Annotated in this window: 25 protein-coding genes; 13 read left to right on the top strand and 12 right to left on the bottom strand. The window is 73.0% G+C overall.

Annotated features, from left to right (window positions below):
- The first annotated feature begins 154 nt into the window (after window positions 1-154).
- A complete protein-coding gene (locus BM076_RS08225; protein WP_093713017.1) occupies window positions 155-1,765 on the top strand; it encodes an MFS transporter in 1,611 nt (536 codons plus the stop codon).
- A gap of 33 nt (window positions 1,766-1,798) precedes the next feature.
- On the top strand, window positions 1,799-2,257 hold the full coding sequence (locus BM076_RS08220; RefSeq protein ID WP_093712765.1) for a MarR family winged helix-turn-helix transcriptional regulator: 459 nt from the start codon (window positions 1,799-1,801) through the stop codon (window positions 2,255-2,257).
- 4 nt (window positions 2,258-2,261) lie between these two features.
- Here the strand turns inward: BM076_RS08220 and BM076_RS08215 are convergent, their stop codons facing one another.
- On the bottom strand, window positions 2,262-3,791 hold the full coding sequence (locus tag BM076_RS08215; RefSeq protein WP_093712764.1) for an MFS transporter: 1,530 nt from the start codon (window positions 3,789-3,791) through the stop codon (window positions 2,262-2,264).
- A gap of 73 nt (window positions 3,792-3,864) precedes the next feature.
- Here BM076_RS08215 and pgm point away from each other — a divergent pair, with 73 nt between their 5' ends.
- Window positions 3,865-5,505: a phosphoglucomutase (alpha-D-glucose-1,6-bisphosphate-dependent) gene (pgm, locus tag BM076_RS08210; RefSeq protein WP_093712763.1), complete on the top strand. Its 1,641-nt coding sequence runs from the start codon at window positions 3,865-3,867 to the stop codon at window positions 5,503-5,505.
- A gap of 54 nt (window positions 5,506-5,559) precedes the next feature.
- On the opposite strand, the gene BM076_RS08205 is transcribed toward pgm, so the two are convergent.
- Together BM076_RS08205 and BM076_RS08200 are read right to left on the bottom strand one after the other, a co-directional pair.
- Window positions 5,560-7,326 (bottom strand): ABC transporter ATP-binding protein, encoded by a 1,767-nt coding sequence (locus BM076_RS08205; RefSeq protein WP_093712762.1) that lies wholly within the window; start codon window positions 7,324-7,326, stop codon window positions 5,560-5,562.
- 84 nt (window positions 7,327-7,410) lie between these two features.
- Window positions 7,411-8,496 (bottom strand): S-(hydroxymethyl)mycothiol dehydrogenase, encoded by a 1,086-nt coding sequence (locus BM076_RS08200; RefSeq protein WP_093712761.1) that lies wholly within the window; start codon window positions 8,494-8,496, stop codon window positions 7,411-7,413.
- Between the two features lie 184 nt (window positions 8,497-8,680).
- Between BM076_RS08200 and BM076_RS08195 the strand changes: the two genes are divergently transcribed.
- Entirely contained in the window at window positions 8,681-9,685 is a 1,005-nt protein-coding gene (locus tag BM076_RS08195) for a YihY/virulence factor BrkB family protein (RefSeq protein ID WP_093712760.1), read from the top strand.
- Here BM076_RS08195 and BM076_RS08190 read toward each other — a convergent pair.
- The 3 genes from BM076_RS08190 to BM076_RS36515 form a co-directional block, all read right to left on the bottom strand.
- Window positions 9,655-10,383, bottom strand: coding sequence for a chaplin (locus tag BM076_RS08190; protein WP_093712759.1), 729 nt, complete (start codon window positions 10,381-10,383; stop codon window positions 9,655-9,657). The two genes, BM076_RS08195 and BM076_RS08190, sit on opposite strands and share 31 nt — an antisense overlap.
- A 302-nt stretch (window positions 10,384-10,685) precedes the next feature.
- Window positions 10,686-10,910 carry a DUF5133 domain-containing protein gene (locus tag BM076_RS08185; protein ID WP_093712758.1) on the bottom strand — a complete coding sequence of 75 codons (225 nt, stop codon included), beginning with the start codon at window positions 10,908-10,910 and terminating at the stop codon, window positions 10,686-10,688.
- A gap of 296 nt (window positions 10,911-11,206) precedes the next feature.
- A complete protein-coding gene (locus BM076_RS36515) occupies window positions 11,207-11,380 on the bottom strand; it encodes a hypothetical protein (protein WP_177246377.1) in 174 nt (57 codons plus the stop codon).
- 517 nt (window positions 11,381-11,897) lie between these two features.
- Here BM076_RS36515 and BM076_RS08180 point away from each other — a divergent pair.
- The gene (locus tag BM076_RS08180) at window positions 11,898-13,124 is read left to right on the top strand and encodes an MFS transporter (RefSeq protein ID WP_245795907.1); all 1,227 of its coding nucleotides are present in this window, start codon (window positions 11,898-11,900) and stop codon (window positions 13,122-13,124) included.
- 394 nt (window positions 13,125-13,518) lie between these two features.
- Here the strand turns inward: BM076_RS08180 and BM076_RS08175 are convergent, their stop codons facing one another.
- Window positions 13,519-13,896, bottom strand: coding sequence for a YchJ family protein (locus tag BM076_RS08175; RefSeq protein WP_093712756.1), 378 nt, complete (start codon window positions 13,894-13,896; stop codon window positions 13,519-13,521).
- Between the two features lie 123 nt (window positions 13,897-14,019).
- Between BM076_RS08175 and BM076_RS08170 the strand changes: the two genes are divergently transcribed.
- A complete protein-coding gene (locus BM076_RS08170; RefSeq protein WP_093712755.1) occupies window positions 14,020-14,397 on the top strand; it encodes a hypothetical protein in 378 nt (125 codons plus the stop codon).
- Between the two features lie 13 nt (window positions 14,398-14,410).
- Here BM076_RS08170 and BM076_RS08165 read toward each other — a convergent pair whose 3' ends face one another.
- Complete coding sequence (locus tag BM076_RS08165; protein WP_093712754.1) at window positions 14,411-15,952, bottom strand: ATP-dependent DNA ligase; 1,542 nt, start codon at window positions 15,950-15,952, stop codon at window positions 14,411-14,413.
- Window positions 15,953-16,053: 101 nt separating this feature from the next.
- Between BM076_RS08165 and BM076_RS08160 the strand changes: the two genes are divergently transcribed.
- The 4 genes from BM076_RS08160 (at window position 16,054) to BM076_RS08145 (ending at window position 19,628) form a co-directional block, all read left to right on the top strand.
- Entirely contained in the window at window positions 16,054-16,692 is a 639-nt protein-coding gene (locus BM076_RS08160) for an alpha-ketoglutarate-dependent dioxygenase AlkB (RefSeq protein ID WP_093712753.1), read from the top strand.
- A 132-nt stretch (window positions 16,693-16,824) separates the two neighbouring features.
- Window positions 16,825-17,373, top strand: coding sequence for a DUF6328 family protein (locus BM076_RS08155; RefSeq protein ID WP_093712752.1), 549 nt, complete (start codon window positions 16,825-16,827; stop codon window positions 17,371-17,373).
- A 273-nt stretch (window positions 17,374-17,646) separates the two neighbouring features.
- On the top strand, window positions 17,647-18,237 hold the full coding sequence (locus BM076_RS08150) for a lytic polysaccharide monooxygenase auxiliary activity family 9 protein (RefSeq protein ID WP_093712751.1): 591 nt from the start codon (window positions 17,647-17,649) through the stop codon (window positions 18,235-18,237).
- Between the two features lie 128 nt (window positions 18,238-18,365).
- Window positions 18,366-19,628 carry a hypothetical protein gene (locus tag BM076_RS08145; RefSeq protein WP_143120540.1) on the top strand — a complete coding sequence of 421 codons (1,263 nt, stop codon included), beginning with the start codon at window positions 18,366-18,368 and terminating at the stop codon, window positions 19,626-19,628.
- A 140-nt stretch (window positions 19,629-19,768) separates the two neighbouring features.
- On the opposite strand, the gene BM076_RS08140 is transcribed toward BM076_RS08145, so the two are convergent.
- Window positions 19,769-20,650: a helix-turn-helix transcriptional regulator gene (locus BM076_RS08140; RefSeq protein WP_093712749.1), complete on the bottom strand. Its 882-nt coding sequence runs from the start codon at window positions 20,648-20,650 to the stop codon at window positions 19,769-19,771.
- A 113-nt stretch (window positions 20,651-20,763) separates the two neighbouring features.
- On the opposite strand from BM076_RS08140, the gene BM076_RS08135 reads away from it, so the two are divergent.
- From BM076_RS08135 to BM076_RS36510, 3 genes are read left to right on the top strand one after another with little or no spacing between them, the layout of a single operon-like run.
- A complete protein-coding gene (locus tag BM076_RS08135) occupies window positions 20,764-21,462 on the top strand; it encodes an SDR family NAD(P)-dependent oxidoreductase (RefSeq protein ID WP_093712748.1) in 699 nt (232 codons plus the stop codon).
- A 7-nt stretch (window positions 21,463-21,469) separates the two neighbouring features.
- Window positions 21,470-22,273: a class I SAM-dependent methyltransferase gene (locus BM076_RS08130; RefSeq protein ID WP_093712747.1), complete on the top strand. Its 804-nt coding sequence runs from the start codon at window positions 21,470-21,472 to the stop codon at window positions 22,271-22,273.
- Window positions 22,274-22,318: 45 nt separating this feature from the next.
- A complete protein-coding gene (locus tag BM076_RS36510; protein WP_177246375.1) occupies window positions 22,319-22,483 on the top strand; it encodes a hypothetical protein in 165 nt (54 codons plus the stop codon).
- 227 nt (window positions 22,484-22,710) lie between these two features.
- On the opposite strand, the gene BM076_RS08125 is transcribed toward BM076_RS36510, so the two are convergent.
- The 3 genes from BM076_RS08125 to BM076_RS08115 form a co-directional block, all read right to left on the bottom strand.
- Window positions 22,711-23,286 (bottom strand): flavin reductase family protein, encoded by a 576-nt coding sequence (locus tag BM076_RS08125; protein ID WP_093712746.1) that lies wholly within the window; start codon window positions 23,284-23,286, stop codon window positions 22,711-22,713.
- Window positions 23,287-23,419: 133 nt separating this feature from the next.
- Entirely contained in the window at window positions 23,420-24,265 is an 846-nt protein-coding gene (locus BM076_RS08120; protein ID WP_107416944.1) for an alpha/beta hydrolase, read from the bottom strand.
- Window positions 24,262-25,401 (bottom strand): LLM class flavin-dependent oxidoreductase, encoded by a 1,140-nt coding sequence (locus BM076_RS08115; RefSeq protein WP_093712745.1) that lies wholly within the window; start codon window positions 25,399-25,401, stop codon window positions 24,262-24,264. Before BM076_RS08115 ends, BM076_RS08120 begins: the two co-directional genes overlap by 4 nt.
- Window positions 25,402-25,471 lie beyond the last annotated feature (70 nt).

Genomic DNA, 25,471 nt, shown 5'->3' with positions numbered 1-25,471 from the left:
TACCCGTGCGACCGGTGGGGTGTGAAGGTTGGCGACCGAGAAGACGGCCGACGAGACGACCGATTCAACAGGTCGAATACCGCGGAGGACGCCGCGTATCGCGGCCGACCATCCGCACTACAAATGGGTGGCGCTGTCGAACACCACGCTCGGGATGCTGATCGCCACGATCAACTCCTCGATCGTGCTGATCTCGTTGCCCGCGATCTTCACCGGCATCCACCTCGACCCGCTCCAGCCCGGCAACGTCAGCTATCTGCTGTGGATGCTGATGGGCTACATGCTGGTCACCGCGGTCCTGGTGGTGACGCTCGGCCGGCTCGGGGACATCCTCGGCCGGGTCAAGATCTACAACTCGGGCTTCCTGATCTTCACCGTCACCTCGGTGATCCTCTCGGTCGACCCGATGCACGGCGGCGGCGGCGCGCTCTGGCTGATCGGCTGGCGCGTCGCCCAGGCCGTCGGCGGCTCCATGCTGATGGCCAACTCCGCGGCGATCATCACCGACGCCTTCCCGGCCCGGCAGCGCGGCATGGCGCTCGGCGTCAACATGGTCGCCGGCATCGCCGGATCCTTCATCGGCCTGGTCCTCGGCGGACTGCTCTCCGAGTGGAACTGGCGCTCCATCTTCTGGGTCAACGTGCCGATCGGCCTGATCGGCACCGTCTGGGCGTACCGCTCGCTGCACGAGACCGGCACCCGCCGCAAGGCCAAGGTCGACTGGTGGGGCAACATCACCTTCGCGGTCGGCCTGACCGCCCTGCTGGCCGGCATCACCTACGGCATCCAGCCCTACGGCGGCCACACCATGGGCTGGACCAACCCGTGGGTGCTCGCGGGCCTGATCGGCGGCGCCCTGGTCCTGGCGCTCTTCTGCCTGGTGGAGTCCAAGGTCAGCGAACCGATGTTCCCGCTCGCCCTGTTCCGCAACATGGCCTTCGCGGGCGGCAACGCGGCCACCCTGCTCGGCTCCATCGCCCGCGGCGGCCTCCAGTTCATGCTGATCATCTGGCTGCAGGGCATCTGGCTGCCGCTGCACGGCTACGACTACGCCGACACCCCGCTGTGGGCCGGTATCTTCCTGCTGCCGCTCACCGTCGGCTTTCTGCTCTCCGGGCCGATCGCGGGCCTGCTGTCCGACCGGTACGGCGCCCGGCTGTTCGCCGCCGCGGGCTTCGTGGTGATGGCGGCGTCCTTCGCGGGACTGCTGCTGCTCCCCACCGACTTCAACTACCTCGGCTTCGCCTTCCTGATCTTCCTCAACGGCGTGGGCGGCGGACTGTTCGCGGCGCCCAACACCTCGATCATCATGGCGAGCGTGCCCGCCGAGGCCCGCGGCGCCGCCTCCGGCATGCGGGCCACCTTCCAGAACGCCGGCATGGTGCTCTCCATCGGCGTGTTCTTCTCGCTGATGGTGGCCGGGCTCGCCCGGTCGCTGCCCGACACCCTCAGCTCGGGCCTGGTCGCCCAGGGCGTGCCCGCCGCCAACGCGCACGACATCGCCCACCTGCCGCCGGTCGGCACGCTCTTCGCGGCCTTCCTCGGCTACAACCCGATCCAGCAACTGCTCGGCCCCGACCTGCTCGGCAAGCTGCCGGCGGCCAACCAGCACACGCTCACCGGCCGGGAGTTCTTCCCGCACCTGATCTCGGGTCCCTTCCACGACGGCCTGGTGGTGGTGTTCGCACTGGCCATCGTGATGTCCTTGGTCGCGGCTGCCGCATCATTGATCCGCGGCCGCGCGGCGCGTGCGCCCCAGGAGTAGACACCGCTGACGAACCAGGAGGCGCCCCCCGCCATGAACGACACCGACGGGCGCGGGGGCGCCACCCCGGCCGCGGTCGCGCTGATCGTGGCCCGGCTCTACCGGCAGCTCGCCCAGGCATCGGCCGACGACCTCAACCTCACCTACGCCCAGTTGTCCGCGCTCGCCCGCATCGGCCAGTTCGGGCCGATCAGGCTCGGTGAACTCGCGGCCCGCGAACAGGTCGCCGCTCCCTCCCTGACCCGTACGGTCCGGCCGCTGTCCGAGGCCGGCCTGATCGGCAAGGAGGCCGACCCCTCCGACGGCCGCTCCTGGCTGGTCAGCATCACGCCCGAGGGCAGCGCGCTGCTTGACCGTATCCGCCGCGAGCGCGCCGAACTGCTCACCCGCCGGATGGCCTGGCTCACCCAGGACCAGCGCCGCACCCTGGACGCGGCCCTGCCCGTACTCGAACAGCTGCTGACCGAACCGCCGGAGCCGGAAGGCCCCTGAGCCCTCAGCCCGTGCCCGGCGTTCCCTGTGTGCTCGGGCTGCCCGGCTCCAGCGGGGGAGCGGTCACACCGCAGTGCGCGGTGCACTCCGGCCGGACCGGGGCCCCCTCGTCGGCGGCCTTGTCCAGGGCGCCGGACGGCACGAGGAGGAAGGCCAGCACCGAGGCGGCGACGCACAGGCAGGCGCAGATCACCATCGCCTTGCCGAAGGCGGTGTCCACCGCGTGCGGGGAGCGGTACGCCTGGTCGGACAGGCCGATCGCCAGCGGCAGCGCGGCGACCACCAGCAACTGGGCGACCCGCGCCGCCGCGTTGTTGACCCCGCTGGCCACCCCGGCGTGATCGACCTCGACCGACGCGAGCACCGTCGCGGTCAGCGGCGCCACGAAAAGACACATGCCAAGGCCCTGCACCACCACCGCGGGCAGCACATCGAGGACGTACGACGAGGAGCCGGGCGAGATCCGGGTCAGCAGCAGCATGCCGCAGGCGGTGACCAGCGGACCCACCGTCAGCGGCCACCGGGGGCCGATCCGCTGGGCCAGCGCGCCGGCCGGCGCGGACAGCAGCAGCATCAGCACGGTCACCGGCAGCGTCGCAAGACCGGCCCGCAGCGCGCTGTACCCGGCCGCGATCTGCAACTGTACCGGCACGACGAAGAACACCCCGCCGATCGCCGCGTACAGACACAGCGTCACCAGATTCGTCGAGGTGAACAGCTTCGAGGAGAACACCGACAGCGGCAGCATCGGCGACGTCCGGCGCCGCTCGGTGCGCAGGAACGCCCAGCCGCACACCACGCCCGCGACCGCGGGCAGCGCGATCTCCAGCGCCGACGGATCGCCCGACGCGCTGATCAGCGCATAGGTGATACCCGCCAGCGCCAGCGCGGCCAGCACCGCGCCGAGCACGTCGAAACCGCCGCTCGCCGTACGGTCCCGGCTCTCCGGCACGTGCCGCACCGCGATCGCCACCACGACCGCCGCCAGCGGCAGATTGACCAGGAAGATCCACCGCCAGCCGGGGCCGTCCACCAGATAGCCGCCGAGGAACGGCCCGATCGCGCCCGCCACACCGCCGAGACCCGACCAGGCGCCGACCGCCTTCGCCCGGTCCTGCTGCCGGAAGGTGGACTGCACCAGCGCGAGCGAACCGGGTGTCAGCAGCGCGCCGCCCACACCCTGCAGGGCGCGCGCGGCGATCAGCACCCCGCTGTTCGGCGCCGCGCCGCACAGCGCGGAGGCGAGCGCGAACCACACCACCCCGACGACGAAGACCTTCCTGCGCCCGTACCGGTCGCCGAGCCCGCCGCCGAGCAGGATCAGCCCGGCCAGCGTCAGCAGATAGCCGTTGACCGTCCACTGGAGTGCGGCCAGCGACGCGCCGAGGTCCTCGCCGAGCCTGGGCAGCGCGATGGTGACGATGGTGCCGTCCAGCATGGCCATGCCCGACCCCAGCACCGAACAGGCAAGCACCCAGCGGCCGGTCGCCGAAGCGAGCGGCACACCGTCGGCGGGGGACTCCACTGCTGTCATGGGCGCCACTGTATTGCTAAGAATGGTCAGGCAGGCCCGACCCGATGACGCAGCGAGAGCGAAGGAGACGCGGATGCCGCACGAGCGCGCCGGAACACCGGCACGGCCGGACGATCTGGTGGACGTGCCCCGCCTGATCACGGCCTACTACGCGCTGCACCCGGACCCCGGCGAGACCGGCCAGCGGGTGGCGTTCGGCACCTCGGGACACCGCGGCTCGTCGCTGCGGACCGCCTTCAACGAGGACCACATCGCCGCCACCAGCCAGGCGATCTGCGACTACAGGACCCGGCAGGGCACCACAGGACCGCTGTTCCTCGGCGCCGACACCCACGCCCTGTCGGAACCCGCCCGGGTCACCGCCCTCGAGGTGTTCGCCGCCAACGAGGTGACGGTGCTGATCGACGAGCACGACGGCTGGACCCCGACGCCGGCCGTCTCGCACGCGATCCTCGCGTACAACAGGGGCCGTACCGACCATGTCGCGGACGGCGTCGTCGTCACCCCCTCGCACAATCCGCCCGCCGACGGCGGCTTCAAGTACAACCCGCCCAGCGGCGGGCCGGCCGCCTCCGACGCCACCGGCTGGATCCAGGACCGGGCCAACGAGCTGATCGCCGACGGCCTCAAGGGCGTGCGCCGCATCCCGTACGCCCGCGCGCTCGCCGCCGACACCACGGGCCGCTACGACTTCCTCGGCCGTTACGTCGACGACCTGCCGGCAGTGCTCGACCTGGAGACCGTACGGCGCGAGGGCGTACGGATCGGCGCGGACCCGCTCGGCGGCGCGTCCGTCGCGTACTGGGGCCGGATCGCCGAATGGCACGGCCTCGACCTGACGGTGGTCAATCCGGTCGCCGACCCCACCTGGCGCTTCATGACGCTGGACTGGGACGGGAAGATCCGGATGGACTGCTCGTCGCCGTACGCGATGGCGTCGCTGATCGCCCGCAAGGACGAGTACCGCATCGCCACCGGCAATGACGCGGACGCCGACCGGCACGGCATCGTCACGCCCGACGGCGGCCTGATGAACCCCAACCACTACCTGGCCGTCGCCATCTCCTACCTGTCGCGGCACCGCGAGCAGTGGGCGCCGGACCTGGCGATCGGCAAGACCCTGGTGTCGTCGTCGATGATCGACAAGGTGGTGGCGGACCTCGGCCGTCCGCTGACCGAAGTGCCGGTCGGCTTCAAGTGGTTCGTGGACGGACTGCTCGGCGGCACCCTGGCCTTCGGCGGCGAGGAGTCGGCGGGAGCGTCCTTCCTGCGCCGCGACGGCGCGGCGTGGACCACCGACAAGGACGGCATCCTGCTGGCCCTGCTGGCCGCCGAGATCACCGCAGTCACCGGCCGCACCCCCTCCGAGCACTACGCGGACCTCACCGCGAAGTTCGGCGCCCCCTCCTACGCCCGGATCGACGCGCCCGCGACCCCCGAGGAGAAGGCCGTCCTCGCCAAGCTGTCGCCCAAGCAGGTGCCCGCGGCCGACCTGGCGGGGGAGCGGGTCACCTCCGTGCTCACCGAGGCGCCCGGCAACGGGGCCGCGCTCGGCGGCATCAAGGTCAGCACCGAGAACGCCTGGTTCGCGGCGCGGCCGTCCGGCACCGAGGACGTCTACAAGATCTACGCCGAGTCCTTCCTCGGCGACGACCACCTGGCCCGGGTCCAGGAGGAGGCCCGGGACATCGTCTCGCAGGCGCTGTCGGACTGACACTCCGTACACCCGGTGCGGGAGGGCGTCTCGCGGGCGCCCTCCCGCACCGGCTCAGGCCAGTTGGGCGGCCTGCAGCCCGGAGTAGGCGCCACCGCTGCGGATCAGTTCGGCGTGCGAACCGATCTCGACGATCCGCCCCTCGTCCATGACGACGATGCGGTCCGCGCCCCGGATCGTGGACAGCCGGTGCGCCACCACGAAGACCGTACGGCCGCGCACCAGCCGGGTCAGCGCCTGCTGCACCAGCGCCTCGGAGCGCGAGTCGAGCGCCGAGGTCGCCTCGTCCAGGATCAGCACCCGCGGGTCGCGGATCAGCGCCCGGGCGATCGCCAGCCGCTGCTTCTGACCGCCCGACAGCCGGGCGCCCCGCTCACCGACGACGGTGTCCAGGCCCTGCGGCATCCGGTCGATGAACTCCAGCGCGTTGGCGTCCCGCAGCGCCGCCCGTACCGTCTCCTCCGGCACATCGGTCATGCCGTAGGTGACATTGTCACGGACACTGCCCTCGAACAGGATCGAGTCCTGCGGCACCACCGACAGCCAGTTGCGGTAGTCGCGCAGGTCCATGGTCTCCATGTCGACCCCGTCGAGCAGGATCCGCCCGCGCGTCGGCCGCAGGAAGCCGATCACCAGATTGAGCACCGTGGACTTGCCCGCGCCCGAACCGCCGACGAGCGCGATCGTCTCGCCGGGCCGTACGTCCAGGTCGAAGTCGGCCAGCGAGGCCCGGTCGGTCTCGGGGTAGGTGTGGCCCACCCCGCGGAATTCGAACCGGCCCACCACGCCCTCGACCGGCGCCTTGCCGTCGTTCTGTTCCAGGTCCGGCGCCTGGAGCACCTCGCCGATCGAGCGGACCGACTCCAGGCCCTTGCCGATCTGCGGGGTGAGGGTGAGCAGGGTGGTGACGGAGGTGGTGAGGCTGGAGAAGTACGCGCTGAGCATCACCACGGTGCCGGGCGTCACATTGAGCCAGCCGTAGTACGCGATCAGCGCCGAACCCGACAGGCACGCCACCCCGATCGCGTTGAGCAGGATCCAGGCCAGCGAGCCGAACCAGCCGTTGAGCCGGTCGAGCCGCAGCCCCGCGTGCAGCACCTCGCCGAGCGTGCGGTCCACCCGGTTGAGCGCGGTGTCCTCCAGGCCGTGCGCGCGGGTGATCGGGATCAGCGTCGTCATCTCGCTGACCCGTGAGGACAGTTGTTCGACCTGCTGGCGGAAGGACTCGTTGTGGTCGCGCAGCCGGCGCCGCAGCCGTACCACCAGGGTCGCGGACGCCGGCACGATGACCAGGAACACCGGCAGGAAGGCCGGCGCCTGGATCCCGATCACGACCAGGCCGCCGGTCAGCGTGGCGATGGCCGCCAGACCGTTGTCGGCGGTCTGCTGGGCCGCCGTCTCGATCGTCTCGACGTCCCTGATCACCTTGGCCTGGAGCACCCCGGCGCTGACCCGGGAGTGGTAGCCGATGGACAGCTGCTGCATCCGGTGGCACAGCGCGGTGCGCAGCCGGGTGCCGGTCCTGCGGATCGAGCCCTGCATATTGCGGACGTACGCCAGGTGCAGCGGCAGATTGAGGCTGAGCATCACCAGCAGGATCGCGGAATTCCACCACAGCACGGATATCGGGCGGTGCTGCACGACGACGTCGACCACATTGGCCGTGATGAGCGGCAGCAGCCAGACCGGGGTGTGCTTGCCGAAGAAGGCCGCCACGGCGAACCCGACCCGGCGACGGTCGGGTTCGAAGAGGTAGAGGAGGGTACGGACGGGGTGCTCGCCGCGGTAGCGGTGGCTGAGCGTGCCTTGCGGCAGCGCCATTGAAGGCTCCTCGAATCACGTCTTCGCGGTACAGGCGCACGCATGCGCATCATCGCCCATGCGTGCGCATACACCTTATGGCCGCTACATGACCACGACCGAACGCAATACGTCGCCCTCGCTCATCCGCGCGAACGCCGCCTCCACCTCGTCCAGCGCGATGGTCTCGGTGACGAAGGCGCCCAGGTCGAGCCGTCCTTGCAGGTGCAGGTCGATCAGCATCGGGAAGTCCCGGGACGGCAGACAGTCCCCGTACCAGGACGACTTGAGGGACCCGCCGCGGCCGAACACGTCCAGCAGCGGCAGCTCCAGCGTCATCTCCGGGCTCGGCACCCCCACCAGCACCACGGTCCCGGCCAGATCGCGGGCGTAGAACGCCTGCTTGTACGTCTCCGGGCGGCCGACCGCCTCGATCACCACATCGGCGCCGTGCCCGCCGGTCAGTTCGCGGATCGCCTCCACCGGGTCCCGGTCCCGGGAGTTGACGGTGTGAGTGGCGCCCATCGCCGACGCGGTGGCGAGCTTGCGGTCGTCGATGTCGACGGCGATGATCCGCGCCGCGCCGGCCAGACGCGACCCGACGACCGCCGCGTCACCGACCCCGCCGCAGCCGATCACCGCGACCGAATCGCCGCGGCCCACACCGCCGGTGTTGATCGCCGCGCCGATGCCCGCCATCACCCCGCAGCCGAGCAGCCCGGCCACCGACGCCGACACCGACGGGTCGACCTTGGTGCACTGCCCGGCGGCCACCAGCGTCTTCTCGGCGAAGGCACCGATGCCCAGCGCCGGCGACAGCTCCGTACCGTCCTTCAGCGTCATCTTCTGCGTCGCATTGTGCGTGTCGAAGCAGTACCAGGGACGCCCGCGCAGACACGCCCGGCAGCGGCCGCACACCGCACGCCAGTTGAGGATCACGAAGTCGCCCGGCGCGACCTCGGTGACGTCCGGGCCGACGGCCTCCACCACGCCGGCCGCCTCGTGCCCGAGGAGGAAGGGGAAGTCGTCGTTGATGGCGCCCTCGCGGTAGTGCAGATCGGTGTGGCAGACCCCGCACGCCTGCACCCGCACCACGGCCTCGCCCGGCCCCGGGTCCGGTACCACCACCGTGTCCACCCGTACCGGCGCGCCCTTGCCCGGTGCGATCACCGCGCGGACTTCCTGTGCCATGTCCCGGTCCTTCCCTTCGCCGGCTGCCCGGCGTTCGGCCGCTGTTCGCTGCCGACGATAGGTGCCGCCACCCCGTACGGGGCAAGTACCCGTCACGGCGCACATGGGTGGACCGGCCCCGGGCATACGTCACTGCGGGCCACCGGCCGCCTACCGCCTGACGCTTCGAGGGGCAGCATTGACGATGGATGAGACCGCGGTCCGCGGCGCCGGACCGGCGCGGCCACGACGGTTCGCCAAGACGCTCGCCACATTCCGGGCGCTGCGCGCGCTCGGCCGCGCCATCGGCGCCGCCTGGGAAGAGGACGCCACCGAGCGCGCGGCGGCGCTCACCTACTACGCCGTCCTCGCGCTCTTCCCCGCCCTGCTGGTCACCGTGTCGGTGCTCGGCCTCACCGGCGGCGCGTCCGACGGCGACCTCGCCGCGGAGATCACCGCGCTCATGCCGACCGCGTCCCGCCCGGTCGTCGCCTCCGCCCTCCAGGACATGGCCGACGACAAGTCGGCGACCCTCTCCCTGGTGGTGATCGGGAGCGCGGGCGCCGTCTGGTCGGCGTGCAGCTACTCCAGCGTCTTCCGGCGCGCCCTGCACGCGATGCACCGGGCGACCGACCACCGCCCCGCCTGGCGCACCGCGCCGCGCATCGTGTTCACCTCGGTCACCCTGCTGGCACTGCTGGTGGCCAGCGCCACCAGCCTGGTCGTCAGCGGGGAGATCGCCCACCGGGTCGGCACGCTGCTGCACATGAGCACGCCCGTGGTCGCGGCCTGGCGGGTGCTGCGCTGGCCGCTGATGCTGATACTGGTCGCCGTCCTGGTGCTGGTGCTCTTCCGCTCCGGGCCCCGCGGCACCCGGGGCTTGCGGGCGATGGCCCCGGGCGGCGCCGTCGCCGTCGTACTGTGGCTGCTCAGCTCGGCGGGATTCGCCGCCTGGACCGCGCGGGCCGGCACGTACAACCGGCTGTACGGGCCGTTGGCCGGCACCGTCGTCTTCCTGGTGTGGCTGTGGTTCTCCAACCTCGCCCTGCTCATCGGCGCCCACTTCAACGCGCAGCGGGCGATCGACGTCAGGCGGGCGGCGGAGCGTACCGACGAGCCGTCACCGGCGGCGCCGGAGCCCGGGGCGGCGAAGGCACTGGTCCCCGGGCCGTCGCGGGCTCAGCCGCGGCCGGGCCGGAAACGGCGGTAGAGCAGGGCGCCGCCCAGCAGCATGGCCGCGCTGCCGCCCGCCGCGTACGGCAGGCCGTCGGCGCCGGTGTGCGCCAGCGTCGGCGCGGAGGTGTCCCGGACCGGGTTCGGCGGGGCCGGGACCGGGGTGTGGGCCGGCGGGGCGGGCGTCGGATCGGTCGTCGGCGCCGGTGGGGTGCTGCCGTTCGTGGCGGTGTTGCCGCTCGCCGCGTTGCCGATCCCGACCACGTTCACGCTGTTGCCCGAGATGTTGACCGGCACGTCGATGGGCAGTTGGATGCTGTTGCCGGACAGCAGCCCCGGCGAATTGCGGCTGCTGCCCGCCGCGTGGGCGCCGCCGCCCGAGGTGGAGTCCGAGCCGGCCCTGGTGGTCGCGCCGGCCGCCCGCTCGTCGGCCGGCGCGCCCGCGTGCCGGCCCGGCCGGGCACCGGGGGAGGAGTGCCCGGCCGCGGGGGCCGACGCGTTGCTGCAGGAGTTGCCCAGGGCGGGATTCAGCAGACCGATCACATTGATCGTATTGCCGCAGACATTCACCGGAATGTCGATCGGCACCTGCACCGAATTGCCCGACAGGACACCGGGTGAACCGGCGGTGTCGCCCTCGGCCGCCGAATCGGCCTGGGCGTACCCGGCACCCGCCGCCAGCAGACCGCCGGCGACCATGGCGGTGACAAGTCCCTTCTGGGCAACCCTGTTCATACGCTTTCCTGCCTTCCGGAAATCCTCGCGGGCGTCCTGCCCGCACCGGGGACAACGCGTGCAGGGCCAATCAGGTCATGGCCAGCCGATGAATCACCCCAACGAGTGACCGTGCTCTGTACCCGCGCCTGACGGGCGGATATGGCGTCCGGCCAGGGGGTTTGCCGGATATCGCGGCAATCGGATGCGCAATACCTATGAAATTCCCATGAGCCGCGCGGTCGTCGGAAACGCCGACGGCGGCGGCACCGTGAGGTGCCGCCGCCGTTCTTCCGACGTGTTCCGTGCTGTGGCCAACCGGATCAGGCGGCCGACGCCTTGAGGGTGTCGCGTTCCATGTGCACGCGGGCGGCGGTCAGCGCCGCCGCGATCTCACGGGTGCCGGTCGAGACGCACAGGGTGTACGCCGTGTCCTGGAGCTGCTGCCGGATACGCGGGTCGACGGACTCCGCCGTCTCCGCCGCCGCGGTCAGGGTTTCGTAGCGATCCACCAGGTTCCGCAGAACAGTCGGGTGGGCCATCAGCATCGTCGTACTCCTCGATGTCGGCGAAGTCGGGACGCGCCTGCCCGGTTCTCGCTGCTTCATGTGTCGGAAGCGACGGAAATCTCACGACCGGGCCGCACCCACGTCGTATCGCTTCATTGCGCATGGCCCCGGTAGGGGTCGAGGGGTGCGAAGTGTTAATGCTTTTACCGTACATGACAGTCATGGCCCCAATGGGCGCCGGGGAACGTGACGTTCGACTCGTCCGGGCCGACGTGCCGTCAGGAGACGGCGACGGCACGTCGGTTCGGGGCCGGTCGGGTACGGCCGCGGGCGGACTAGTCGATGCCGCGCAGGATGTGGGTCTCCGACAGGTCGTCCTCGTAACCGGCGAGACGGATCGGGGCGCACCTCGACCAGGTGTCCAGGGGGCGTTCCTCGGCCAGCAGTGAGGCGCCGTCGCCGCCCCGTTCGACTGCCGACTCCTTGAGCTTGAGCTTCTCAGGTGACACCGCGCACTCCTTTGCGTCGCGTGGACCGGCGACACCCGACGCGGCCGTCCGACTGCGCCTGGCGCCCGGTGGGATGTCCTTCGGGCGGTGCGGACGCGGTGGCGCCTCGGGCCCCCGGCGCCCGGGGGCTAGGGGGAGGACCGGAGCGCGGCCGAGGTGGGCGACTCGTTCCGGGACGGGTTCCTGGGGTTCGGTACTTCCCCGGGAACCGGTTCGTCCCGCACAGCGTAAGCCTGCCACCCAACCGTCACCAGCCGGTTTCCGGGACGCTACGCCCTGTGTCGATTCTTCGGCATCGGTATGAAATCCGGCCTGGCCGCGGTATCCGGCGGCACGGTTGTTACCGTTCCTCGTGCTCAACAGCGAAGACGAACGGGACCGGGGGGCTGCGCCATCCGGGGCACTCGCGCCCGAAAAGCCCGAAAAGCCCGAAGGGACCGAAAAGTCCGGGAAGTCGGCGGCGGCCGCCGCCGCGCGCGACCGGTCGGCGACGCCGCTCGCCAAGCCCCGCCGCCGGCTGCTCGCCGACATCAGCCCGCTGCGCGAGCACCCCGACTTCCGCCGGCTCTGGTTCGGCAACACGATCTCGTACATCGGCCAGCAGATGACCGCCATGGCCGTCTCGCTCCAGGTCTACGCGATCACCGGCTCCAGCTTCTACGTCGGCCTGGTCGGCCTCTGCTCGCTCGTCCCGCTGATCGTCTTCGGCCTGTACGGCGGTGCCGTCGCCGACGCGGTCGATCGGCGCAGGCTCGGCCTGGTCACCGCCACCGGCGCCACCGTCTGCTCCGCCGTCCTCGCCGCGGCGGCCATCGGGCACCTGAAGTACGTCGGACTGCTCTACGCCGTCGTCGCGCTCCAGGCGGTCTGCTTCGCGATGAACTCGCCCGCCCGCTCCTCGATGATCCCGCGGCTGCTGCCGCCCGAGCGGCTGCCGGCCGCCAACGCGCTCGCCTCGCTGGCCGGCGGCGTCGGCCAGATGGCCGGGCCCATGCTCGGCGCCGTGCTGGTCGGCGCGTGGGGCTACCAGGCCGCGTATCTCGTGGACGTCGCCGCCTTCACCGCCTCCCTCTACGCGATGTGGCGGCTGCCGGCGATGCTGCCCGGCGAGGGCGACGGGGCGGTGCGCCGCCGGCCCTCCGTCATGGAGGGGCTGCGCTATCTGGCCTCCCGGCCCAATCTGCGCACCACCTTCGTCTCCGACCTCGCCGCCATGGTGCTCGCGCAGCCGCGCGTGCTCTTCCCGGCGGTCGCCGGGCTCTGGTACGGCGGAGACACCCGCACTGTCGGGCTGCTCGCCGCCGCGCCCGCCGTCGGCGCCCTGCTCGGCAGCGTCTTCTCCGGCTGGCTCGGCCGCGTCCACCGGCAGGGGTTCGCCGTTCTGCTCGCCGTCGGCTCCTGGGGCGCCGCCGTCGCCGTCTTCGGCCTCACCCGCAACCTCTGGCTCGGCCTGCTCTTCCTCGCTTTCGCGGGGTGCGCCGACACCGTTTCCATGGTGTTCCGCAACACCATGCTTCAGTCGGCGGCGCCGGACGACATGCGGGGACGCCTGCAAGGCGTCTTTCTCGTCGTCGTGGTCGGCGGGCCCCGCCTCGGCGACTTTCTCGCCGGCTCGGCCTCGGATCTCTTCTCTCCGAGGGCCGCGGTGATCGGTGGCGGGCTCGCCTGTATCGCCGCCATCACTCTGATCGGCCTCTTCCAACGCAGCTTCCCCCGCTACGACTCCCGCCACCCCATCGCCTAGCCCTCCGCGCGCCGGCGCCCCCTGCGGGGCCCTTTCCGCCTGACGGCGAGCGAGGTCTTCGGGGGCGCGGCCCCGGTGCGCTTCCCCTGCGGGGGGGGGCGGTGTGTGATCCCCTGCCCCTTGGGTGCCTGAGGTCTCCTGCGGAGTGCGGTGAGTCAGGTCTTTTAAGAGGCGCGGGGAACTGCGCGACCAGCCCCCACCGGCCCGGTGGTCGCAAAAACAACAGCGTCTGCCCCACTGGGGGCGGTCTTTCACCCGCAGCCCCGCGCGGTCCCCCAACCTTCGGCCGGGGGTGCCCCCAGCGCGCAGTTCCCCGCGCCCCTAAAAGACATCAGGCACCGCACTCCGCAGGAGGGGCACCCTCCTCCGTGGGGGGCCGGGGGCGCCCCGGGGACTAGACGGTGCCGTCGAGGTAGACCCAGGCGCCGTCCTCACGGCAGAAACGGCTCAGCTCGTACTGTTCACCGACGTGCCCTCCGGCACGGAAAAAAGCCCGGAATTCGACGGTCCCCTCGGAGTGAAAAGCGTTGCCACCGGTGGTGGAGAGGACATCGAGTCGGGTCCAGCGCACCCCGCGGTCGAGCGACACCTCGGCCGGCCGCGTCCGCGAGTGCCAGCTCCGAAGGAGATAAGCGGTGTCGCCCACCGCGAAGGCGCTGTAGCGCGACCGCATGAGCGCCTCCGCGGTCGCCGCCGCCTTCACCCCCCGGTGCACCGCACCACAGCACTCGTCGTACGTCGCGTCCCGCCCGCAAGGGCACCCTTTCGCCATGCCACGATTGTGGCGCCATTCGCGGGAGTCGCGTGAATCGAGGGTTTTGCCCGCCGCGCAGCGGAAAAGGGATCGGCGTGGCGCCCGGCAGCGCGCGCCACCCCCTCCGAAAGGAATACCCCCGTGAGCACGGCGCAAGACGACTCGGCCAAGGTCGCGGTCACGTTCGACGGCAGCGCGAAGGAGGACGCGAGGATCGTCCTCGACGTGCTGAGCACCAGCTTCGCCTCGGACCGCGAACCCGACGACACCCCGCAGGATTCACCGGACGGGCGGCCGATGATCTGGAGCGCGACCTTCGACGTGTCCCGCACCCTCGGGGTGCCGGGGCCGACCCGGCTGGGGGAGCCGGTGACGCTGACCGCCCAGGGCGGCTACCGCGCGGTGGACCGGCTGCGGGAGAGCCTGGCGGAGGCGTTCACCGTACGGGTGACCGGCTCCGCGGCGGGCGACCAGGAGCAGGAGACCCGCTTCCGGCTGGAGAACCAGGGCCAGGTCTGACGAAGGCCGACGGTCAGCCGGCGCCGTGCGCCGCCCGTACGGTCTCCAGCGTGTCGGCCTCGGCCGCCGTCTTGTCCTCGCGGTAGCGGACGACGCGGGCGAAGCGCAGGGTGACGCCCGCCGGGTAGCGGGTGGAGGTCTGGAGGCCGTCGTAGGCGATCTCCACGACGAGTTCGGGCCGCACGGCGACCACGTACCCGTCGGTGGGGCCGGTGGCCAGCGCGAGCAGCCGCTCGGTCTGCCAGTCGAGCAGCGCGTCCGTCAGGCCCTTGAAGGTCTTGCCGAGCATGGCGAAGCCGTCGCCGTCGCGCGCGCCCAGATGGAGGTTGGAGAGCTTGCCGGTGCGCCGGCCGTGCCCCCACTCGGCGGCCAGCACCACCAGATCGAGGGTGTGCACGGGCTTGACCTTGATCCAGGACGCGCCGCGCCGCCCGGCCGCGTACGCGCTGTCGGCCGACTTCACCACCACACCCTCGTGCCCGCGCGCGAGCGTGGCCCGCCAGAAGTCCTCGGCGGCCCGCAGCTGTGCCTCGTCGGCCGGGTCGGTGACGACAGCGCGCCGTACGCGCAGCTCCTCGGGGAGCAGCCCGGCCAGCACGGTGTGCCGTTCCTCGTAGGCGAGGTCGAGCAGGTCGCGGTCGCCGACGGCGAGCACGTCGAAGAAGACCACGGAGACGGGCAGCGCCTCGGCGGCGGCCGACACGTCGACGCGGGAGCCCACCCGGCCCGCGGTCTCCTGGAACGGGCGGGGCCGCCCGTCCGCGCCGAGCGCCAGCACCTCGCCGTCCAGGATGAAACGGTCGGCGTCCAGCGCGAGCGCGGCGTGTACGACCTCGGGCAGCCGGTCGGTGATGTCGTCCAGGGTGCGGGTGTGGATCCGTACCGATCCGCCGTCGCGGTGCACCTGGACGCGGATGCCGTCGATCTTCTCCTCGATCGCGCACGGGCCCGCCTTGGCGATCGCCTCCGCGACGGACTTGGCGGACGAGGCGAGCATCGGCAGCAGCGGGCGCCCGACGCCGAGCGTGAACTCCGGCAGCGCGTCGGGGCCGCGCGCCAGTAGCGCCCGCGCCACCGGTTCGAGGGCGCCCGCGAGCATCACCGCGCGCCGTACGTCCGCGGGCGGCGCCTGGGTGGCGGCGGCCAGCCCCTCGGCCGCCGCGGCGTCGAGTGCGCCCTGCCGCACCTCGCCGGTGAGCAGCCCGACCAGGAACTCCTGCTCGCGCTCGGTGGCCGCGCCGAGCAGCGCCTGGAGCAGCTCGCGCCGGCGGTTCTGGGAACCGGCGCCCGCGACCGCGCCCACGGCGGTCAGCGCCTCGTCCACCGCCCGTACCGTCAGCGACGCCTGCGCGGCGGGCGCCGCGCGGTCCTTGAGCGCCGCCCAGCCGACACCGAGCCGCCCCTGCGGCAGCCGGCCGGCCAGGTAGGCGATGGCAACCGGCACGTCGTCCGGCTCCATGGCGCGGAAGAACTCCGCGAGCAGCGCCGTCTTGCGGGTCCGCGCGGATGTGTGCGCGACCTCGTACGAGACACGGGCGACCTCGGCGAACAGCATGCTCCCCATCCTGCGGCGAACCGCGCCCGAACGCGCGGGGTGTGCGATCTCGCCCCCGACGCAATAGAACACACGTACGACAACCGCGGTACGCTCGACGTATGTCCCATCCGTCCCATCAGCAGCCGTCCATCTTCGGCGGCGGCGCGCCCGGCCTCGGCGACCTCGACGGGATGCGCCGCACCCGGCTGGGCGACGGCGCCTGGATCGACACGCTCCCGGGCTGGCTGACCGGCGCGGACGAGCTGTACGAGGAGCTGGCCGCGCGCGTCCCCTGGCGCGAGGAGCACCGCCGTATGTACGACAACGTGGTCGCGGTGCCCCGGCTCCTCGCCCACTACCGCCAGGGCGAACCGCTGCCCGCCGATGTGCTCACCGAGGCCAGGGCGCGGCTCAGCGCGCATTACGCGGCAGAGCTCGGCGAGCCCTTCGTCAGCGCCGGGCTGTGCTTCTACCGCGACGGCCGCGACAGCGTGGCCTGGCACGGCGACCGGTTCGGGCGCGGCGGCACCCACGACACGATGGTCGCCATCGTCTCGCTCGGCGCGCCGCGCCCGCTTCTGCTCAGGCCGCGCGGTGGCGGAGGGCCCGGCACTACCGTCCGCCAACTCCTGGGGCACGGCGACCTGATCGTGATGGGCGGCTCCTGCCAGCGCACCTGGGACCACGCGGTGCCGAAGACGCGCGGCGCGGTGGGCGGCCGGATCAGCGTCCAGTTCCGGCCGCGCGGGGTGGCGTGAGCCGGATGCGCCGTACGGGGGCCGCCGTCGTACGGCAGGCGGGCGCGGCGCGCTGACCTGCGGCGGGTTTGCGCCGTTTCCGCCCGGCAAGGCGCAGGATGGCCGGGCGGCGGCGAAAGGGACGGGCGGACGATGGCGCAGCGCGAGCGATACGACGACGGCGCCGCCCCCGACGGTGACGGCGGCGGCTCCCCGCGCCCGGCCGGGACCGGGCGGAACGAGACCCCGGAGGAGCGCGCCGACCGCCGCTGGGGCGATCTGCTCCAGGAACTGCGGGTCGCCCAGACCGGCGTGCAGATCCTCTTCGGATTCCTGCTGACCGTGGTGTTCCAGAACCGCTTCACCGACCTGTCCGACACCGACCGGCACATCTACGTCGTGACCGTCGTGCTCGGCGCCGCGACGACCGGCGCGCTGATCGGCCCGGTCTCGATGCACCGGCTGCTCACCGGCCGGCGGCTCAAGCCGGAGACGGTGATCTGGGCGTCCCGGCTGACCGTGCTCGGTCTGGTGCTGCTGCTGTGCACGATGGCGTCCTCGCTGCTGCTCGTGCTGCGGGTGGCGGTCGTCGACGGCGCGGCCGCCTGGCTGGTGGCCGGCATGGTCGTATGGTTCGCGCTGTGCTGGTTCGTGCTGCCGATGTGGGCCAGGCACCGCAGCGGACCGGAGGACCGCGTCTGACCCGCGGCGACGTGACGGACCGCGCTCGGCGATGATTCGGCGGCCCGGTGGGCGGGGGAGACCCGTTCACCGGGCCGCGGTGTGCGCGAGGTGGGGCGGGTGGTGCGGGAGAGACGGCCGAAACTTGGTGTGGACATGACTATTTCATGGGGCTACGGTGGCCGTTTGGTCTAGACCTGAACGCCGACGGTCTCGTGCCGCGCGGACAGGTTCCGGCCGCACCTCACCCGCGGACCCCCGTGGGACTCCCCCCACCGTCACCAGGAGTACGCCATGCGCAAGAAGATCAGCGCGGCAGTGATCGGGCTCGGCGTCGCCGGCTCCTTCGTGCTCGCCACCGGAAGCGCCAGCAGCCACGGCTACATCAGCACACCGCCCAGCAGGCAGGCGCTGTGCGCCGCCGGCACCGTCACCAACTGCGGCGGCATCCAGTACGAGCCGCAGAGCGTCGAGGGCCCCAAGGGCTTCCCGGCCGCCGGGCCCGCCGACGGCACGATCTGCAGCGGCGGCAACAGCCGCTTCGCCCAGCTCGACGACCCGCGCGGCGGCGGCTGGCCCGCCACGCACCTGACCGGTGGTCAGAGCTACACCTTCACCTGGAAGTTGACCGCACAGCACTCCACCACCGACTTCTCCTACTACCTCACCAAGAACGGCTACGACCCGACCAAGCCGCTCACCCGCTCCGAGCTGAACACCACGCCCTTCCTGAAGATCCCGTACAACGGCGCCCAGCCGCCCGCCACGGTCACCCACCAGGGCACCATCCCCACCGGGCGGACCGGGAAGCAGCTCATCGTCGGGGTCTGGACCATCGCCGACACCGGCAACGCCTTCTACGCCTGCGCCGACGTGCAGTTCTGACGGTGCGTCCGCCGCCGCACGCTGACGGCGCGTCACCGTAACGCCCGGCGTGGGCGGCCGGGCCCGCGCCGCCGTGTACGGCAGTGTCGTGACCGTAACCGGGACACGACGGCGGAGGCGGCAGCGGGATGCAGAGGCTACGGGGACGACAGCGGGCGTGGGGCTCCGACGTGCGGCGGCGCGGTGGGGCGGCGCTCGCCGTCACGGTACTGACGGCGGCGGCGCTCACGGGCACGGTCGCGGACACGGCGACGGCCGCGCCCGGCGCCGGCCCGGCGGCCGGGCCCGACAGAACCGGCTGGCACAGCAGCCGCGCCGCCGGGCCCGAGCGGGACGAGGACCTCCGGGCCGTGGCGGCCCTCGGTTCCCGCGACGCCTGGTCGGTCGGCTACCGTGAGCAGCCTTCCGGCACCGATGTGCCCGTGGCCGAGCACTTCGACGGCGCCGTCTGGCGCGCCACCGCCGTCCCCGCGCACCGGCCGCCCGGCACCGCCGAGCCGACCGGCCAGCTGACGTCGGTGCTGCCGCTGTCCGCCCGCGACGTCTGGGCGGTCGGCAGCTGGAACGACGCGGCCGCCTTCCAGGACCGCTCCCTCGCGGAACACTTCGACGGCCGCCGCTGGCGCGAGGTCCCGCTGCCCGCAGAGGCCGCCGACCGGTCGGCGTACCCGACGGCACTCGCGGGCAGCCGGGCGGACGACCTCTGGGCGGTCGGCGGCACCGCGCAGGACCGGATCAGCGCGCCGCGCCCGCTGGCGTACCACTGGAACGGCAGCGCCTGGTCGGCGGTGGACACGCCGGACACCGGCGGCGACGCGCTGCTGCTCGGTGCCGCGGCCGACCGCAGGGGCGGTGTCTGGGCGGTCGGCGTCGGCTACGACGCGAAGGGCGAGGGCCACCCGCTCACCGAGCACTGGGACGGCACGGCCTGGCGGATCGTACCCGCACCGCACACCACGGGACGCGGCGAGACACTGGAGAGCGTCGCCGTACTCGGCCCCGACGAGGTCTGGGCGGTCGGCGCGACCGCCACCCCGGACGGGGTCGTCGGCCCGCTGGCCCTGCACTGGGACGGCCGTACGTGGCGGGCCGCAGCCGTTCCCGACGTGCGCGCGGACCTGCACTCGGTCACCGCCTACGGCCGGGACGGCCTGCTCGTCGTCGGCGAGCAACAGGGCGCCGCCACACCGGCGTTCACCATGCGCTGGGACGGCGCCGCCTGGCACACGGAACCCGCCGCGACCGACCCCGCGGGCCGGGGCGCCTCGCTCTTCTCCGTCGCCGCCGTCCCCGGCACCCGGACCGCCTGGTCCGTCGGCTCTACGCTCCCGCAGTTCGACCCGCCCTGGCGCCCCATCGTCCAGGAGTACGCGGGGCCTCCGGCCAACTGACCGGCGTACGAGGGGCCGTGGCGCTACGGCGGCCGGGCCCGGGATTCACTCCGGCTGGGTCGCCAATCAACTGGCTTGCGCATGGGCAGAGTTGACGCGGTGGTGTCGTCCGAATTCCGGTCCGGCCACCGCGGGGCGGGCTACGGCTCGGCGCGGGACGGGTCCGCGGTGGACGCCGTAGCGGCCGCGGTGGCCGACACCTGCCGGAGCCGGGCCTCGTCGCCCGGGGCGGCCGTCATGATGACAACCTTCAGTTCGGTGTCGCCTTCGGTGAGGACGTCGCAGTTGACGGTGAGCGGGCCCGCGGCCGGGTGGTGGACGGTCTTGTCGTCCTCGCGGTGGGCGGCGACCGTGCCCGCCGCCCACGGGGCGGCGAAGTGCGCGTTGCCCGCGGCCAGTTCGTCGATCAGGGCGGACAGCCGCGGGTCGCGCGGGAAGCGGCCGGTGGCACGGCGCAGATCGGAGACCACGGCGGCGTCGACGGCGCCCGGGTCGGACTCCGTGACCGGCCAGCGCGCCAGACGCGGCGAGGCGGCGTCGACCGGGAAACGGTCACGGGCGAAATTGCGCAGGCCGGACGGCACGGCCGAGGGATCACCGAGCAGACCGGCCCAGCAGGGGTTCCAGCGGATCAGCCGCCAGTCCGCCGCGAAGACGGCGACCGCGGCGTCCCCGAGCCTGTCCAGCACGCGCCGCACCCCGGGCGGGATCGTGTCGCCGACGGCGCCGTCGCCGGGCGGAAGGAGCCGGGCCAGCCGGTACAGATGGTCCCGCTCGGCGGGCGAGAGCTGGAGGGCGCGGGCCAGGGAGGCCACGACCGGCGCCGAGGGCGCGGTCGCCCGCCCCTGTTCGAGCCGGACGACGTAGTCGACCGACACACCGGCGAGGTCCGCCAGCTCCTCACGGCGCAGCCCGGTCGCCCGGCGCGCGGGACCCACCGGCAGCGCGGCGGCGGACGGCGGCAGCCGGTCCCGCCAGGTGCGGAGGGTCGCCCCGAGACCGGTGCCGGACGCAGTGCTCATGCCCCCATCCTCGCGCACGGACGCCCGGCGGCGCCGCCCGTGAAGGTGGTACGGCCGGTCCTACCGTCGAAGCGTCCCTGGCCGCGGCCCCGCGCCGGACGAACACTGACCGCATGGCAATCATCTTCATCACCGGAGCGAACAAGGGCCTCGGCCGCGAGGCCGCCCGCCGGCTCACCGGACTCGGCCACACCGTCCTGGTCGGTGCGCGCGACCCCGAGCGCGGCCGGGAGGCCGCCGCCGCGGTCGGCGCCCGCTACGTACCCGTCGACGTGACGGACGACGCGTCCGTGGCCGCGGCGGCGGTGGACGTCGCCGCACGCGAAGGCACGGTCGACGTGCTGATCAACAACGCCGGCATCCACGGCCCGGTCACCGGCCACGACCGTCTGACCGGCGCCGACGCACTCGCGGTCCTGGACGTCAATGTCGCCGGCGTGATCCGTACGACCACGGCCTTCCTGCCGCTGCTGCGCCGCTCGGCCGACCCGGTGATCATCAACGTCAGCAGCGGCATGGGCTCGCTCGACCGCACCCACGACCCCGCCCGGCCCGAGTCCACGGTCGTCGCGCCGCTCTACACCGCGTCCAAGGCGGCCCTGACGATGCTGACCACGCAGTACGCCAAGGCGTTCCCCGGCATCCGCGTCAATGCCGCCGACCCCGGCTACACCGCGACCGACCTCAACGGCCACAGCGGCCCGCAGACCGTCACCGAGGGCACCGACGCGATCGTCGCCCTCGCCACCGAACTGCCCGGCTCCGGCTCCGGCCGCTTCGTCGACCGTACGGGCGAGATCGCCTGGTCGTGACCCGGAAATGGGTTTGGCCGGGCTGTCGCCCGGACGTCATGATGCCGGGATGGGACGCGACTTCGAGGCACTGGTGGCGGAGGCCGACTCCGTGTCGGTCGACGGCTGGGACTTCTCCTGGCTGGACGGACGGGCCACCGAGGAGCGGCCCCCGTGGGGCTATCAGCGGGCGATGGGGGAGCGGCTGGCACGGGCCGGGGCCGCGCTCGACATCCAGACCGGCGGCGGCGAAGTGCTCGCGGGCGTGCCGAAGCTGCCACCGCTGATGGCCGCGACCGAGTCCTGGCCGCCGAACCTCGCCAAGGCCACGGCGCTGCTGCATCCGCGCGGCGCCGTGGTCGTCGCCGACGAGGACGAGCCGCCGCTGCCCTTCGCCGACGCGGCGTTCGACCTCGTGACGAGCCGTCACCCGGTGACGGTGTGGTGGGAGGAGATCGCCCGGGTCCTGCGGCCCGGCGGCACCTACTTCTCCCAACAGGTGGGCCCCGCCAGCGCGTTCGAACTCGTCGAGTTCTTCCTCGGCGAGCAGCCGGACGCGGTGCGGAACGCGCGCCATCCCGACCGGGCGCGAACGGCGGCCGCCGCGGCCGGACTTGATGTGCTCGGCCTGCGGACCGCCGATCTGCGGATGGAATTCCGCGACATCGGCGCGGTTGTCTACTACCTGCGCAAGGTGATCTGGATGGTCCCCGGCTTCACCGTCGAGCCGTACCGCGACCGGCTGCTGGCGATGCATCGACTCATCGAGACCGAGGGGTCGTTCACCGCCACCGTCACGCGCTTCCTGATCGAGGCGCGCAAGGCGGGCTGACCGCCCGGCCGCTACGGCCCGCGCGGCGCGTAGTGCGTGAGGAACATGTCGACGCCGCCGGTCACCACCGGCATCGCCCGCGGCGCTGTCCCCGGCTTCGCCCATGCCTTCACCGTCACCGCGGTCGCTGCCGCGGCGAGCGCCGCGGTGTGCCCGCTGGTCGTTCCGCGCGGCAGGCTGGAGATGTCCGGAGTCCCGCACGCGCACTGAACGGGGAGCGGCCCGGGTGCCCACGGGCCCCGGCCCGTCCGCCGCTTTCCCGATCCGTCTCGCCGCGTGAGCCCCCTGTCCGAGCGGCTGGCGGGTATGTCTTGCGGCGCGCCCCGACGCATCCGCCGCCGGCCCGCACTATCGCCCGCGTGAACTCGCCGGCCGAGCGGCCCGGCCGGTCCGGGTCCCCGCCCGGCCTGCCCTGACCGCTCGTCCGTACGGGCCGCCTACCCGCGCGGCGGGTCCGTGCGGAAGGTGCCGAACGCGCCGTCGTGGTGCACCAGGGGCGCCTCCGCGCCCGGTCCGCCCGCGTCCTCGACCTCGCCGACCACGAGGAAGTGGTCGCCCACGTCGTGGACATGGACGGTCCGTGCGGTCAGCCAGGCCGGCACGCCCGACAGCAGCGGCAGTCCGCCCGTGGACGGCGTCCACGCCACTCCGGCGAACCGGTCAACGCCGCTGCGGGCGAATCCGCGTGCCAGTTCCTCCTGTTCGGAGCCCAGCAGATGCACCGCGAAGCGGTCGGCCGCCCGGACCGTGGCCGCGGTCGACGCCGTCGAGGACAAGTAGAAGGACACCAGGGCCGGTTCGAGCGACGCCGAGGTGAAGGAGGTCGCGGTGAAGCCCGCGGGGCCGGGTACGGTCACCACTGTCACGGCGGTCGCCTGCCGCCGCAGAGTGCGGCGCAGCAGATCGGCGGGACGCACCGGCTCGGCGGCCGAGCCGTCGTACGGCCGACGGTCGGCCGAACGGTCGTGATTCTGGTGGGAGTTGGCGGCGGCGAGCGACGGTGTCGCAGTCATGGCAGGCGGTCCTTCCAATTCTGGCGCCGGCGCTTCGGCCGGTGACGCGGTGAGAAGTCGTACGGGGCGACGGGCGGTGCCCGCGTGGGCCCTGGCCGGGTGCGGGGACCGGCACCCGGCCGGGGCCCGGGCCTCACTCCGGCCGGGGCGGTTCCACCGTGAGGACCGGTGGGAGCGACGGGGACAGGCGGAGGCGTTCGAGCCACTGGACGACCAGCGCGGCGACGCTGCGGTGCTGGATGTCGTTGAGGACGTCATGGCGGCCGTCGGTGACGGTGGCGAGCGTCGCGGCGGGCAGCCGCGAGGCCAGGGCGCGGCCGGTGGCCGGGGCGGAGACCGGGTCGGCGGCCCCGTGCAGGACCAGTGCGGGCAGGGCGGGCCCGGCCGCGAGTGCCGCCTCGGCGGCGTCCGAGAGCGCGGCGGGGATCGGGGAGGAGAGCGCGCCGGGGACGAACAGCGGGTCACCGTCGAGGCGTCCCCGGTGCGTCGGGCACGCCGTCCTGACGGACAGCTCGTCGTCCCAGCCGCCGGCCGCCTCGGGCTGCGGCACCCCCGCGAGCAGCAGCCCGGCGGGCGGTACGGCCGTACGCCCGGCCGCGGCCAGCGCGCGCAGCGCGCCGGTGTCCGATCCGGCGAGCACCAGCGGCTCCGCGGCGCCGACGCCAACCACGTCCACGGCCGCCGCGACCGCCCCTGCGTCCCGGTCCTCCGGCACGTCGAGTACGTGCACCACATACGCGTCGGCCGCCAGGCGGCGTCCGAACCGCTCGTAGACGCCGGGGTGTTCACCCCGACCGGGCAACAGCACAACCGTCCCGCGATGCGCGAGCCCCGCCGCCGGATACCAACTCCCAGGCGTCCCGACCCCGTCCGGCTGCGCCGACACCAGCGAGTGCACGGGATCGCCGGTGATCCCGGCGACGCTCGCGCGCGCGGGATCGCCCGTGGTCTCCGGGGCGCCCGCCGCGACGGCGCTCATCGGGCGCTGCCCGCGGTCGCGACCGCCGCGCCCGCGTCGCGGCGGGCGACCTCGGCGCGGACCAGGGGGAGGAGGTCGCGGCCGTAGCCGATCACGTCGTCCAGCGGGTCGTAGCCGCGGATCAGGAGGGTGGTGACGCCGATGTCCACGTAGTCGAGCAGCGCCTGCGCGACGGTCTCGGGGGTGCCGACCAGGGCGGTCGAATTGCCCGCGGCACCCGTCGCCTTGGCCGTCGGGGTCCACAGTGCGCGGTCGTGCAGCTCGCCCTTGGCCGCGGCGGCGAGCAGCCGCTGGGAGCCGGTGTTCTGCGGCTGGGCGCCGGGTCCGACCGGCAGTGTCGCGCGCCGGCTGCCGACGAAGGAGCCCGCCGCGCCACGGGAGTTGATGGTGTCGAGGATGCGGTGCGCGCGGTCCCACGCCTCCTCCTCCGTACGGCCGAGGATCGGGCGGAAGGAGACGCTGATCCGCGGCGGCTCGGCGCGGCCCGCGGCCTGGGCCGCCGCCCGGACCGACGCGATCTGCTCTGCGGTCTCGGCCAGCGGCTCGCCCCACAGCGCGAAGACATCCGCGTGCTTGCCGCCGACGCGGTACGCGGCGGCCGACGAGCCGCCGAAGTACAACGGGATGCGCGGCTTCGTCACCGGCCGCACCTCGGACAGGAAATCCGCGAAGCGGTAGAAGCGGCCCTCGTGGTCGATCGGCTCCTCGCTGGTCCAGGCGGACTTGAGGATGTCGAGGTACTCGTCGGTGCGCGCGTAACGGTCGTCCTTGCCCAAGTGGTCGCCGTCGCGGCGCTGTTCGGCGTCGTGGCCGCCGGTGATGATGTGCACCGCGGTACGGCCGCCGGAGAACTGGTCGAGCGTGGCGAAGGTCCGCGCGGCGAGCGTCGGTGCGACGAAGCCGGGGCGGTGCGCCACCAGCAGCCCGAGCCGTTCGGTGTGCGCGGCGACATGCGCGGCGACCTGCGTACCGTCCGGGCTGCCGGAACCGTAGCCGATCAGGACGCGGTCGAAGCCCGCCTCCTCGTGGGCACGGGCGAACCGCCGCGTGTAGTCGGGGTCGACGACCGGTCCTGACGGCGGCCGGACCTCGGAGACGTCGCGGGTGCCGATCATGCCGATGAACTCAACGGGCATGGCTGCTGGGGCCTTTCGTGAGAGGAGACGCCTGGAAGAAGATGCGCGGGGAAGAGAAGGGATGAGACGG

The sequence above is a fragment of the Actinacidiphila alni genome (genome assembly GCF_900112845.1).
GTDB classification, from domain to species: domain Bacteria; phylum Actinomycetota; class Actinomycetes; order Streptomycetales; family Streptomycetaceae; genus Actinacidiphila; species Actinacidiphila alni.
The sequence above is the reverse complement of the archived record's forward strand: the minus strand, read 5'-3'. Positions and strand labels throughout refer to the sequence as shown.